Source organism: uncultured Tepidimonas sp., assembly GCF_938045175.1.
GTDB lineage: Bacteria > Pseudomonadota > Gammaproteobacteria > Burkholderiales > Burkholderiaceae_C > Tepidimonas.
Genome location: NZ_CALIND010000075.1, coordinates 1 through 12,113, shown reverse-complemented (window position 1 = coordinate 12,113; position 12,113 = coordinate 1). Strand labels below are relative to the sequence as shown.

Sequence of the window (12,113 nt, the reverse complement as noted above, 5' to 3'; positions counted from 1 at the left end):
GCCCGCAGTACCACTTCGACTCGATGTGGTACCTGCGCCGGGTGTTCGAAAACCGCAACTTGCGGCTCAAGCCGGGTTGCGGCTGGCTGCCCGGTGATTGGCTGTTTGGCGATGGCCTCAAACGCAGCCTGCGCGCGCTTGCCGGGGACACGGTCGATCTGGGCGGCTATGGCGAGCCCAAGGGCTTGACCCCGCTGCGCCAGTTGGTACGTGACCTGTTGGCCGAGCAGGAAATCGTGCTGACCAGCGATCAGGTGCTGCTGACGCACGGCTCCAGCCAGGCGATGGACCTGGTGGCGCGCCGTCTGGTGCAGCCGGGCGACGCCGTGCTGGTGGACGAGCCGGGGTATCCGAACCTGCTGTTTTCGCTGCGTTTTTTGGGGGCGCGCCTGATCGGCGTACCGCGCACCCCGCAGGGTTGGGATCTGACGCTGCTGGAGGAGCGCATTCAGGCGCACCGACCCAAAGTGTTTTTTACCCAGCCGCGGCTACAAAGCCCGACGGGATCGGTGGCACACCTGTCGCATCTGCACCGCGTGGTGCAACTCGCCGAGCGTCACCAACTGTGGGTGGTGGAAAACGACATCTACGCCGACCTGGACCCGGAGCCGCGCCCTTCGCTGGCCAGCCTGGACCAGCTGCAGCGCGTGGTGCACATCGGCAGCTTCTCCAAAACCATTTCGCCCAACCTGCGCGTGGGCTACGTGGCGGCGCACCCGGACGTGCTGGAGGATCTGGCGCAGCTCAAGATGATCTCGGGCCTGACGTCGTCGGAGTTTGCCGAGCGCCTGGCCTATGGGGCCCTGATCGACGGGCGTTGGCGCAAGCACCTGCGCGCGCTGCGCCAGCGCTTGGCCGAGGCGCACCAGCGCACCACAGAGCGGCTCGAGCGCCTCGGATTCCACCTCTTTGCGCAACCCCATGCGGGCATGTTTTTGTGGGCACGCCATCCGGCCATCGAGAATGCCTCGACCCTGGCCTATCAGGCCGCGGAGCAGGACATCCTGCTGGGGCCCGGGCACCTGTTCGGGCTGGACCTCTCGCCCAGCCCCTGGCTGCGCTTCAATGTCGCCTTCTGCGAGGATGAGGCGCTGTGGCGCTTTCTGGCCGAGGCCACGGGCACGGGGTGCCCACCCGCGTGAGTAGCGGCGCTCGCCGACACGCGTTTACACCGCCCAGGTGGCGCCGTGCTCCGGCACCAGCGCTGGCCAGCGCAGTTCGCGCTCGATGCGGCAGCGCAGGGCGTCGGCGGCATCGGCTTCGCCGTGGGTGACGAAGACGCGGCGCGGTGTGCCGGGGATGGCGCGCAGCCACGCCATCAAGCCGTCCGCGTCGGCGTGGGCCGAGGCGGTCATGAGCTGAACCACTTCAGCCTGCACGGGCCAGTCTTGGCCGTGGATGCGCAGCGTGGTTGCACCGCGCAACAGGCTGTCGCCCCGGGTGCCGGGAGCCTGGTAGCCGGTCAGCAGCACCATGTGGCGGTGATCGCCCAGGTAGAGCTTGAGGTGGTGCAGGACCCGCCCCCCCGTGGCCATGCCGCTACCGGCCAGGATGACCTTGGGGCCGTGGTGGCGCGCGATCGCTTTCGACTCGTCAGGGGTGCGGGCCGCGTGCACGGCCTGCGTCATGTGCTGCACCTGCGCCGCACTCAGGCGGTGCTCGCCCAGGTGGCGGGCCAGCAGCGCGGTGGCCTGGATGGCCATGGGGCTGTCCAGGTACACGGCCAGTGCCCGGGGCAGCCGTTGTTGGCGCTTGAGGACATCGATCGCGTGCAGCAGCGCCTGCGCGCGCCCCACCGCAAAGACCGGCACGACCACCGTGCCGCCGCGGGCGGCCGCGCGCGCGAGTGGGTCGGCGATTTCATCGATCAGATTCCCCGCGGGGTGCAGCCGGTTGCCGTAGGTGGACTCGACCACCACCGCATCCGCCGCTGGCGGGGGGTCGGGCGGAAACATCAGGGTGTCGTCCGCCCGACCCAGGTCGCCCGAAAACAGCAGCCGGCGGCCACCCACCTCGATCAGCACCGACGCCGCGCCCAGAATGTGGCCCGCGCCAAAGAACTGCACCTGCCAGCCTGGGATCGGCTCGAAACGCTGGTACAGCGGCTGCGGCCGCAGCAGCCGCAGTGCGCGTTGGGCGTCTTCTACTGTGTACAGGGGCAGTGCCGGCGAGTGCTTGGAAAAGCCATGCCGGTTGGCAAAGGCGGCGTCTTCTTCCTGCAGGTGCGCGCTGTCGGGCAGCAGGATCTCACACAGGTCGCGTGTGGCGTGGGTGCACCAGACTTTGCCGTGAAACCCCTCGCGCGCCAGCACCGGCAGATAGCCACTGTGGTCGATGTGGGCGTGCGTGAGCACCACGGCCCGGATCTGGTTGGGCACGATCGGCAACGGCGTGCGGTTGCGCAGGCGCAGCGCTTTGTAGCCCTGAAACAGTCCGCAGTCCACCAGCAGCGCGTCACTGCCGTGTTGCACCAAGTACTTGGAGCCGGTGACGGTGCCGGCGCCGCCTAGAAACTGTATGCGCACGTCCATGCGTCCATGGTAACGCACGGCGCAACAGCGCCCGTGGCTGCGTCAGCGTGGCGGCGGGCGCCACAGGCGGCGCAGGGCAGAGGAGGCCCGCCGTTGGACCTCGTGCCCCTTTACCCGAAAAAATCGCGGGCCTTCTCGAACCAGCCCTTTTCGTTCGGGCTGTGTTTGTGGCCGCCTTTTTTGAACGACTCGTCCAGCTCCCGCAGCAGGCGGCGCTGGTGCTCGGTCAGTTTGACGGGCGTCTCGACCGCGATGTGGGCGTAAAGGTCACCAGGGTAGCTGGAGCGCACGCCCTTGATGCCGCGGCCGCGCAGGCGGAAGGTCTTGCCATGCTGCGTGCCTTCCGGGATGTCGATGGTGGCCTTGCCGTCCAGCGTCGGCACGTCCACCTCGCCGCCCAGGGCTGCCGTGGTGATGCTGATGGGCACCTGCACGTGCAAGTCGTCGCCATCGCGCTCGAACAGCTCGTGCTTGCGGATGCGGATCTCGATATAGAGGTCGCCCGGTGGGCCGCCGTTGCGCCCCGGCTCGCCGTTGCCGCTGGAGCGGATGCGCATCCCGTCATCGATGCCCGCGGGAATCTTGATCTCCAGCGTCTTGTGGCGCTTGATCTTGCCTTCGCCGCGGCAGGTGGGGCAGGGCTCGGGGATGATCTTGCCGCTGCCATGGCAGTGCGGGCAGGTCTGCTGCACGCTGAAAAAGCCTTGGCGCATCTGCACCACGCCATTGCCGTGGCAGGTCGGGCAGGTCTTGGCGCTGGTGCCGGGCTTGGCGCCCGTGCCGTGGCAGGTGTCGCAGTCCTCCCAGCTCGGGATGCGGATTTGCGCATCCTTGCCGCGGGCGGCTTCCTCCAGCGTGATTTCCATGGCGTACGACAGGTCGCTGCCACGGTACATCTGGCGGCCGCGCGCTCCGCGCGGGGCGCCAAAGATGTCGCCAAAGATGTCGCCAAACGCTTCCGAGAAGCCTGCGAAACCGTCACCACCGCCCGCGCCACCGCGCAGGTTCGGGTCGACCCCGGCGTGCCCGTACTGGTCGTACGCGGCGCGCTTCTGGGGGTCGGAGAGCATCTCGTAGGCTTCCTTGACCTCCTTGAACTTCTCCTCCGCCGCCTTGGCCGAATCGCCCTGGTTGCGGTCGGGGTGGTACTTCATGGCCAGCTTGCGGTACGCCTTTTTGATGTCGTCATCGCTGGCGTTGCGGGCCACGCCCAGGATTTCGTAGTAGTCACGTTTGGCCATGTCGGTCCACGGGTGTCATTAGGACGAAAGCCGCGCCGGGGGACGAGCCCCCTGCGCGGCGCTGAGTGGGCGAGCAAGCGGGATCAGTCGCGCTTGACTTCCTTGACCTCGGCATCGACGATGTCGTCGGCCCCGGCAGCGGCGCTGGCGCCGCCCGCCGCGCCGCCCGCGCCAGCGGCCCCGCCGCCGGCCGCCTGCGCGGCAGCCTGGCTGTCGGCGTACATCTTCTCACCCAGCTTCTGGCTGGCCTGCATCAGGGCTTCGGTCTTGGCCTCGATCGCGGCCTTGTCGTCGCCCTTGACGGCCTCCTCCAGGCTCTGGATCGCCGCTTCGATCTTGTCCTTCTCGCCCGCCTCGAGCTTGTCACCGTACTCCTTGAGGCTCTTGCGCACGCTGCTGATGAGCGCATCGGCCTGGTTGCGCGCCTGCACCAGCTCGACCTTCTTCTTGTCCTCGGCGGCGTTGAGCTCGGCGTCCTTCACCATGCGCTCGATCTCCTCCTCGGTCAGGCCGGAGTTCGCCTTGATGGTGATCTTGTTTTCCTTGCCCGTGCCCTTGTCCTTGGCGCTGACGTGCAGGATGCCGTTGGCGTCGATGTCGAACGTGACTTCGATCTGCGGGATGCCGCGCGGCGCCGGCGGGATGCCCTCCAGGTTGAATTCGCCCAGCAGCTTGTTGCCCGCCGCCATTTCGCGCTCGCCCTGGTAGACCTTGATCGTCACCGCCGGCTGGTTGTCCTCGGCGGTCGAGAACACCTGACTGAACTTGGTCGGGATCGTGGTGTTCTTCTTGATCATCTTGGTCATGACGCCGCCCATGGTCTCGATGCCCAGCGACAGCGGGGTGACGTCGAGCAGCAGCACGTCCTTGCGCTCACCGGCCAGCACCGAGCCTTGGATGGCCGCACCCACGGCCACCGCCTCGTCGGGGTTGACGTCCTTGCGCGGATCCTTGCCGAAGAACTCCTTGACCTTCTCCTGCACCTTGGGCATGCGCGTCATGCCGCCAACCAGGATCACGTCGTCGATGTCGCTGACCTTGATGCCCGCGTCCTTGATGGCGATGCGGCACGGCTCGATGGTGCGCTCGATGAGGTCTTCCACCAGGCTCTCCAGCTTGGCGCGGGTGAGCTTGATGTTGAGGTGCTTCGGCCCCGTCGCGTCCGCCGTGATGTAGGGCAGGTTGATGTCGGTCTGCGAGCTGTTGGACAGCTCGATCTTGGCCTTCTCGGCGGCCTCTTTCAGGCGCTGCAGCGCGAGCACGTCCTTGGTCAGATCGACGCCTTGCTCCTTCTTGAACTCGGTGATGACGTAGTCGATGATGCGCTGGTCGAAGTCCTCTCCACCCAGGAAGGTGTCGCCGTTGGTCGAGAGCACCTCGAACTGCTTTTCGCCATCGACGTCGGCGATCTCGATGATCGAGATGTCGAACGTGCCGCCGCCCAGGTCATAAACCGCGATCTTGCGGTCGCCTTTGCCGGCCTTGTCCAGACCGAAGGCGAGCGCGGCCGCCGTCGGCTCGTTGATGATGCGCTTGACCTCCAGCCCCGCGATGCGGCCGGCATCCTTGGTGGCTTGGCGCTGCGCGTCGTTGAAGTACGCCGGCACCGTAATGACGGCCTCGGTCACTGGCTCACCCAGGTAGTCCTCGGCGGTCTTCTTCATCTTGCGCAGCACCTCGGCGCTGACCTGCGGCGGCGCGAGCTTTTGGCCCCGCACCTCGACCCAGGCGTCACCGTTGTCGGCCGGCACGATCTTATAGGGCATCAGTTCGATGTCCTTTTGCACCTCTTTTTCGGTGAACTTGCGGCCGATCAGGCGCTTGACGGCGAACAAGGTGTTCTTCGGGTTGGTGACGGCCTGGCGCTTGGCGGGCGCGCCCACCAGGATCTCGCCATCCTCCATGTACGCGACGACGGAGGGCGTGGTGCGCGCGCCCTCGCTGTTTTCGATGACCTTGGGCGTGCCGCCCTCCATGACGGCCACGCACGAGTTGGTGGTGCCCAGGTCGATACCAATGATCTTGCCCATGAAAATGCTCCTGAATGTGTGGAAATGGCGGTTCAATCCGCGATCTATGAATTAGATGAGGGCACCCGCGTCGGATTCAAGGGGAGGCGCGGGCCCGCAGTGCGCTTCGCGTTACTGCGGAGCCGCCACCGTGACCAGCGCGGGACGCAACACGCGCTCGGCCATCAGGTAACCCTTTTGCAGCGTCGCGACCACGGTGTTGGCCGGCTGGTCGCTGGGCACCATGCCAATGGCCTGGTGCTGATGGGGGTCGAAACGGTCGCCCGGCGCCGGCACGATGGGGGTGATTTTGTGCCGTGCCAGCGCGGCGAGCAACTGCTGCAAGGTGGCTTGCGTGCCCTCGCGGATTTGCTCCAGCGTGGCGTCTTGTGCGGCCAAGCCGGCCTCCAGGCTGTCCACCACCGGCAGCAAGCTCTCGGCCAGGGCCTCGACGGCAAACTTGCGCACCTTGGCGATCTCCTCCTCGGCGCGGCGGCGGGTATTTTCGGCGTCGGCCAAGGCACGCAGCACTTGCTCGTTCAGCTCGGCGTTGCGCTGGCGCAACTGTTGCAGCTCGCTTTGCAGGTCGGCGCCGTTGCCGGTGGCGGATGCGCCGGCAGACGCGTTCGTGGCACCGGCGGCCGGTGCGGCGTCGGCGGTGGACGGGGATTCGGTGTTTGGGGTTTGCGTATCGGTCATGGTGTCGCGACAATCCGTAAAAAAGGACGAAACTATCGATCCTGTATGGGGGCGCTTGGGCCCTTTTTCAAGGGCCCCCTGGCCCGCGGAGTAAAGACATGAAACTGTTTCGTTACGGCCCACCGGGTGACGAGCGCCCGGGGATGCTGGACGCCAGCGGGCAGCGGCGCGACCTCGGTGGCATCATTGGTGACCTCACTGCCTCGACCCTGACCCCGGATGCACTGGCGCGGCTGGCGCGCATCGATCCCACCCGGCTGCCGTTGGTAGCCCCCGACGCCCGCCTCGGTCCACCGGTGGGCGGCATCGGCAACGTGCTGGCAATTGGCCTCAATTATGCCGACCATGCCGCTGAGGCGGGTTTGCCGCTGCCGCGGCAGCCCATCGTGTTTAGCAAGCACACGGGCGCCGTCAGCGGCCCGGATGACGACGTGTGGCTGCCACCGGGGGCGGCCAAGCTCGACTGGGAGGTGGAGCTGGCCGTCGTGATCGGGCAGCCCGCCTGGCACGTGCCCCCCGACGCCGCGTTGCGGGTGGTGGCCGGCTACTGTCTGGCCAACGACGTGTCCGAGCGCGCCCACCAGCTGGAGATGGAGGGGCAGTGGATCAAGGGCAAGAGCTACCCTACGCACTGTCCGCTGGGGCCGTGGCTAGTGACGACGGACGAGATCCCCGATCCGCAGGCCGTGGATCTGTGGCTCGACGTCAACGGGGCACCACGCCAGCGCGGCAGTACCCGCACGATGGTATTTGGCGTGGCCGAGCTGGTCAGCTATCTCAGCCGCTTCATGCGCTTGCAGCCCGGCGACGTCATCTTGACCGGTACCCCACCGGGCGTGGGCATGGGGCAGCGGCCCCCGGTCTATCTGCAGCCGGGCGACGTCATCACACTGGGCAGCCCGTTGCTGGGGCGGCAATGCCAGCGGGTGGTCGTGGCGCCGATGGGGCCGGATTGACGCCAGCACGGCCATCGCCACCGGCGGTAGGGTGGACTGCGGCATCGGGGCCGGATTGGCACCACGATCCGAGTGGGCGCGCAGGGCCGGCGGCTACCATCGTGCCACCATGCCAAACACCGCTGACGATCGCCAGCCGGCGAATCACGCCCCCACCGACGTGCTCGTGTTGCAGCACACCCTCGAAGATCCCGCAGGGTATCTGGCTACGTGGCTGGATGCCGTGGGTGCGCGCTGGGACGTCTTCTGTGCGGAAGCGGGCGAGCATTATCCGGAAACGGTCGCCGGCTACCGGGCGCTCGCGGTGCTCGGCGGTGAGTGGAGCGCCAACGACGACCGACCGTCGCTGCGCCATGCCGAGGCGTTGATTCGTGAGGCCGATGCGCTCGGCATCCCCGTCATTGGCCATTGCCTGGGCGGACAGTTGATGGCGCGTGCCCTGGGCGGGCGTGTGCAGCGCCTGCCGCAGCCCGAAATCGGGTGGCTGCCCATCCGGCACGGTGGCAGTGCCGCCGCCCGCGAATGGCTGGGCGACGATCCGCAACCCGTGGTGTATCAGTGGCACTACGATGGGGTGGTCGAGCTGCCACCCGGGGCAACGGTGCTGGCCGCCTCGCCTGCGTGTGCGGTGCAGGCCTACACCCTCGGTCCCCATCTGGGCATGCAATTCCACATCGAGATCACGCCGCTGAAGATCGAGAACTGGTTAGGGGATCCGGGCCCGGTCTATCCGCACGCGGTGGGCGCACATCCCGATACCGTGCAAGACCCGGCGGCGATGCGCGCGGCGACGGCGGTACACCAGGCCGCGAGCTACCGCCTGGCCGACCACCTGTACCGCGCATGGCAGCGGCGTTGGCGCCCGGCGTCCCGGGTGTGAGGCGCATCGATCGCGCCTTCGGGGCGTCGGCCCGCGGCATACTCCGCACATGCACGACGACGGCACTCCCCCTTTGTTGACCGTGGACGGTGGCGTGGCCACGATCACGCTCAACCGTCCCCGCCACCACAACCGCTTACACGACGAGGACTTGCGGACCCTGATCGGGCACGTGCAAGCCGTCGATCGCGACCCCGTGGTGCGCGTGCTGGTGCTGGCGGCACGCGTGCGCTCGGACGCACCCGTGTTCAGCGCGGGTTTTCACGTGGGCGCCTTCGGCGACGATGCCGGGGCTGCCGTGCGGGCGTTCGCTGCTGCGGCCGACGCGGTGGCGGCGGCCCGGCCGGTGACGATGGCAGCGCTCAACGGCAGTGTCTATGGCGGCGCGACCGATCTGGCGCTGGCGTGTGACTTTCGCCTCGGGGTGGAGGGCATGGAGCTGCGCATGCCCGCCGCGGCGCTGGGGCTGCACTACTATCCCAGCGGCTTGCGGCGTGCGGTGGCCACGATTGGCCTGCGGGCGGCGCGGCGCCTTTTTTTGCTGGGGCAGCCGCTCGATGCCGCCGCGCTGCAGGCGTTGGGTTTTTTGGACGAGTGTGTGCCGGCCGAGGACTTGCCTGCGGCCGTGCGCCAACGCTGCGAGCAGGTGCTTGCACTGGCGCCGCTGGCGGTGCAGGGCATGAAGCAGACGCTGCAGGAAATGGCGTTGGGTGAGGATCAGCCCGCGCGGTGGGAGGCACGTGCGGCCGCGACCTATGCCAGTGCCGACTTCGCCGAAGGGCGGGCTGCGTTTGGGCAGCGCCGCGCGCCCCGTTTTCTCGGTCGTTAGGGCCGCTCGAGTTCGGGTGAGACCGCACCCAACCGCGCCGACAGCCGCTCACCGGCGGCCTGCAGCGCCTGCGCTTGGGCGCTACCCGGGGCCAAATCCAGCCAGGCACTGGGGCCGATGGCCGCCATGACCAGCGCCAACCGCCCCAAACCATCGAAGACCGGTACCGCCATGGCGCTGATGCCCGGCAGCAGTTCGTCGCGCACGCGGCTGACGCGCTCGCGCCGGATGGCTGCCAGCTCGGCCTGAAACCCCGCATCGTCCAACGCGGCGGCCTCGCCCTCACGCGCCAGCGCCGCCGCCACCGCCTCCGCGGGGGCGAAGGCCGCAAACACCTTGCCCGTGCCGGTGTGCCGCAGCGATGCGGGCGTGCCGTGCCGCATGGCCACGTGCACCGGCGTAGGGCCGTGTTCCACATGCACGATGATCGGCCCCATCGGCCCCCACACCGCCGCCGATACCGTGCAGCCGACCGCTTGCGCCAGCGCCGGCAGTTCACTCACGGCCAGGCGCACCGGATCGACCTGCTGCAGCCCGATCAACCCCAGCTGCAACGCCAGGGGCCCCAGCCCATAGTGGCCGCTGACGCGGTCTTGCTCGATCAGCCCCAGCTTGCCAAAGCTCACCAGGTACGGGTGTGCCTTGGCGGGCGTCATGCCCGCGGCGCGTGCCAAATCCTTCAGCGGCAAGGCGGTGCCGCTGCGCACGAGAGCCTTGAGCAGTTGACCGCCCACCTCCACGCTCTGGATGCCGCGCGAGCCGCGCGCTTCCGAGCCGTCGGCAGGGATACCGCTCGTCGCCGGGCGCGTGCGTTTGGGGGGGAGCGTGCTCATGATGGGACCAATCGTATCGACTCACACGCGCTGAGCACGCGCGTGATCCTTGGGTTCGGGTTTATACGGAGTCAAATTCGTTGGACATGGTACAACATGGTCGCGTATGATGTGCGTTGTTGTATGACAAATGCGTTTGGCATGCGTGAACGACGATGCCAGCGCCCACGGAGTTCTCCATGAGCCGAAAAGCTTTTGCCAGCCAGGCCGACCTCGAAGACAAACCGGTCAGCTTCACCCGCCTGTCCGAGCACGCGTACGCCTACACCGCCGAGGGCGACCCCAACACCGGGATCATCATCGGCGACAACGCCGTGATGGTGATCGACACGCAGGCCACCCCCGTGATGGCGCAAGACGTGATCCGCCGCATCCGTGAGGTCACGGACAAGCCCATCAAGTACGTGGTGCTGTCGCACTACCACGCGGTGCGCGTGCTGGGGGCATCGGCCTACCAGGCCGAGCACATCATCGCCAGCCAGGACACCTACGACCTGATCGTCGAGCGCGGCGAGGCCGACAAAGCCAGCGAGATAGGGCGCTTTCCGCGTCTGTTCCGCGCCGTCGAGTCGGTGCCGCCGGGCCTGACGTGGCCGACCATCACCTTCACCGGCAAGATGACGATCTGGCTGGGCAAGCTGGAAGTGCAACTGCTGCAACTGGGGCGTGGCCACACCAAGGGCGACACCGTGGCGTGGCTGCCGCAAGAGAAGATCCTGTTCTCGGGTGACTTGGTCGAGTTCGACGCCACGCCCTACGCGGGAGATGCGTACTTTCGTGACTGGCCGCGCACGCTCGACAACATCGCCGCGCTGCAGCCCGAAAAATTGGTGCCGGGGCGCGGGGCGGCGCTGGTCACGCCCGAGCAGGTGCAAGCCGGTTTGGCCGGAACACGGGCTTTCATCTCGGACGTGTACGCCTGCGTGCAGGAGGGGGTGGCCGCCGGCAAGGACCTCAAGACCGTCTACCGCGAGACCTATGAGCGCCTCAAGCCCAAGTACGGCCACTGGGTGATCTTCGACCATTGCATGCCGTTCGACGTCACCCGCTGCTACGACGAGGCCACGCAGTACCCCGACCCGCGCGTCTGGACCGCCGAACGCGACCGCCAGATGTGGGAAACCCTCGAAGGCTGACCCCTGTCTGCCACCCCCAGAGGAGACTGACCATGCAAATCGAGCGCATCCATCACGTCGCCTACCGCTGCCGGGACGCCAAAGAAACCGTCGAGTGGTACGTCAAGCACCTCCACATGCGGTTCGTGCTGGCGATCGCCGAGGACCAGGTGCCCTCCACCAAGGCGCCCGATCCCTACATGCACGTGTTCCTGGACGCCGGCCAGGGCAACGTGCTTGCCTTCTTCGAGCTGCCCAACTCGCCGGCCATGGGCCGTGACGAGAACACGCCCGAATGGGTCCAGCACATCGCGTTCAAAGTGGACAGCGTGGAGACGCTCGAGGCCACGAAGGCGCGCCTGGAGGCGGCCGGCATCCCCGTCGTTGGCGTGACGGACCACACCATCTTCAAGAGCATCTACTTCTTCGACCCGAACGGCCACCGCGTGGAACTGGCGGCCGATGTCGGCACGCCCGACATGTACGAGAAGCTCGATGCGGTCAAGTGGGACATGCTCAACGAGTGGGCCCAGACCAAGCGCGCGCCGAAGCACGCCGCCTGGATGCACGAGAAGGAATTCCACGCGCTCGACTGAGCCGCCCGATTTCCGCGTGACAGTGACCCGTCGGCCGCTTCGCCAGCGGCCTGGGCTGGTTTCGCCCTGACGAACCCTTGACCATGTTGCACACCTACACCTATCCCAAGTACGAGTATCGGCAGAGCGACGAACAGCGCAGCGGCGAGCGTGTGCGCCACCCCGTGATGGTGATCGGCGCTGGTCCTGTCGGGCTGACGCAGGCGCTGGACTGTGCCGCGCGCGGCATCCCCACCGTCGTGCTCGACGACAACAACACCGTCAGCGTCGGCTCGCGCGCGGTGTGCTATGCCAAGCGCCCGCTCGAAATCTGGGATCGCCTGGGAATCGCGGACGATCTGGTGGCCCAGGGGGTGCAATGGAAGGTGGGGAAGGTGTTCTTCCGCGACGAGCTGGTCTACCAATTCGACCTGCTGCCCGAAGA

General features: G+C 67.4%; 12 protein-coding genes. 7 read left to right on the top strand and 5 right to left on the bottom strand.

The features are described 5' to 3' along the window. On the top strand, positions 1 to 1,142 hold a 1,142-nt coding region (locus Q0716_RS03785; protein WP_299019835.1), incomplete at its 5' end, for a PLP-dependent aminotransferase family protein. A gap of 24 nt (positions 1,143 to 1,166) precedes the next feature. Here Q0716_RS03785 and Q0716_RS03780 read toward each other — a convergent pair. From Q0716_RS03780 to grpE, 4 genes are all read right to left on the bottom strand, one after another. After that, entirely contained in the window at positions 1,167 to 2,531 is a 1,365-nt protein-coding gene (locus Q0716_RS03780; protein ID WP_299019832.1) for an MBL fold metallo-hydrolase, read from the bottom strand. A 110-nt stretch (positions 2,532 to 2,641) separates the two neighbouring features. Next, complete coding sequence (gene dnaJ, locus Q0716_RS03775) at positions 2,642 to 3,772, bottom strand: molecular chaperone DnaJ (RefSeq protein ID WP_299019830.1); 1,131 nt, start codon at positions 3,770 to 3,772, stop codon at positions 2,642 to 2,644. An 83-nt stretch (positions 3,773 to 3,855) separates the two neighbouring features. After that, positions 3,856 to 5,802, bottom strand: coding sequence for a molecular chaperone DnaK (gene dnaK / locus Q0716_RS03770; RefSeq protein ID WP_299019828.1), 1,947 nt, complete (start codon positions 5,800 to 5,802; stop codon positions 3,856 to 3,858). 111 nt (positions 5,803 to 5,913) lie between these two features. After that, a complete protein-coding gene (gene grpE, locus Q0716_RS03765; RefSeq protein ID WP_299019826.1) occupies positions 5,914 to 6,480 on the bottom strand; it encodes a nucleotide exchange factor GrpE in 567 nt (188 codons plus the stop codon). Positions 6,481 to 6,578: 98 nt separating this feature from the next. On the opposite strand from grpE, the gene Q0716_RS03760 reads away from it, so the two are divergent. The 3 genes from Q0716_RS03760 to Q0716_RS03750 all read left to right on the top strand — a co-directional run bounded on the left by Q0716_RS03760 (position 6,579) and on the right by Q0716_RS03750 (position 9,145). Then, positions 6,579 to 7,436: a fumarylacetoacetate hydrolase family protein gene (locus Q0716_RS03760; RefSeq protein WP_299019824.1), complete on the top strand. Its 858-nt coding sequence runs from the start codon at positions 6,579 to 6,581 to the stop codon at positions 7,434 to 7,436. Positions 7,437 to 7,545: 109 nt separating this feature from the next. Beyond that, a complete protein-coding gene (locus tag Q0716_RS03755) occupies positions 7,546 to 8,316 on the top strand; it encodes a type 1 glutamine amidotransferase (protein ID WP_299019822.1) in 771 nt (256 codons plus the stop codon). Positions 8,317 to 8,365: 49 nt separating this feature from the next. Beyond that, positions 8,366 to 9,145: an enoyl-CoA hydratase/isomerase family protein gene (locus Q0716_RS03750; RefSeq protein ID WP_299019819.1), complete on the top strand. Its 780-nt coding sequence runs from the start codon at positions 8,366 to 8,368 to the stop codon at positions 9,143 to 9,145. Here the strand turns inward: Q0716_RS03750 and Q0716_RS03745 are convergent. Then, a complete protein-coding gene (locus tag Q0716_RS03745; protein WP_299019817.1) occupies positions 9,142 to 9,978 on the bottom strand; it encodes an IclR family transcriptional regulator in 837 nt (278 codons plus the stop codon). The two genes, Q0716_RS03750 and Q0716_RS03745, sit on opposite strands and share 4 nt — an antisense overlap. A 179-nt stretch (positions 9,979 to 10,157) precedes the next feature. Between Q0716_RS03745 and Q0716_RS03740 the strand changes: the two genes are divergently transcribed. From Q0716_RS03740 to Q0716_RS03730, 3 genes are all read left to right on the top strand, one after another. Next, positions 10,158 to 11,114: an MBL fold metallo-hydrolase gene (locus tag Q0716_RS03740; protein ID WP_299019810.1), complete on the top strand. Its 957-nt coding sequence runs from the start codon at positions 10,158 to 10,160 to the stop codon at positions 11,112 to 11,114. 32 nt (positions 11,115 to 11,146) lie between these two features. Then, complete coding sequence (locus Q0716_RS03735; protein WP_299019807.1) at positions 11,147 to 11,689, top strand: VOC family protein; 543 nt, start codon at positions 11,147 to 11,149, stop codon at positions 11,687 to 11,689. A gap of 83 nt (positions 11,690 to 11,772) precedes the next feature. Beyond that, positions 11,773 to 12,113, top strand: a 341-nt coding sequence (locus Q0716_RS03730) for an FAD-dependent monooxygenase (RefSeq protein ID WP_299019804.1), incomplete at its 3' end; no start/stop codon positions are given.

Bases quoted from the DNA above. Each gene is read 5' to 3' on its own strand.
- Q0716_RS03780 (WP_299019832.1), bottom strand. From the start codon at position 2,531: ATGGACGTGCGCATACAGTTTCTAGGCGGCGCCGGCACCGTCACCGGC.
- dnaJ (WP_299019830.1), bottom strand. From the start codon at position 3,772: ATGGCCAAACGTGACTACTACGAAATCCTGGGCGTGGCCCGCAACGCC.
- dnaK (WP_299019828.1), bottom strand. From the start codon at position 5,802: ATGGGCAAGATCATTGGTATCGACCTGGGCACCACCAACTCGTGCGTG.
- grpE (WP_299019826.1), bottom strand. From the start codon at position 6,480: ATGACCGATACGCAAACCCCAAACACCGAATCCCCGTCCACCGCCGAC.
- Q0716_RS03760 (WP_299019824.1), top strand. From the start codon at position 6,579: ATGAAACTGTTTCGTTACGGCCCACCGGGTGACGAGCGCCCGGGGATG.
- Q0716_RS03755 (WP_299019822.1), top strand. From the start codon at position 7,546: ATGCCAAACACCGCTGACGATCGCCAGCCGGCGAATCACGCCCCCACC.
- Q0716_RS03750 (WP_299019819.1), top strand. From the start codon at position 8,366: ATGCACGACGACGGCACTCCCCCTTTGTTGACCGTGGACGGTGGCGTG.
- Q0716_RS03745 (WP_299019817.1), bottom strand. From the start codon at position 9,978: ATGAGCACGCTCCCCCCCAAACGCACGCGCCCGGCGACGAGCGGTATC.
- Q0716_RS03740 (WP_299019810.1), top strand. From the start codon at position 10,158: ATGAGCCGAAAAGCTTTTGCCAGCCAGGCCGACCTCGAAGACAAACCG.
- Q0716_RS03735 (WP_299019807.1), top strand. From the start codon at position 11,147: ATGCAAATCGAGCGCATCCATCACGTCGCCTACCGCTGCCGGGACGCC.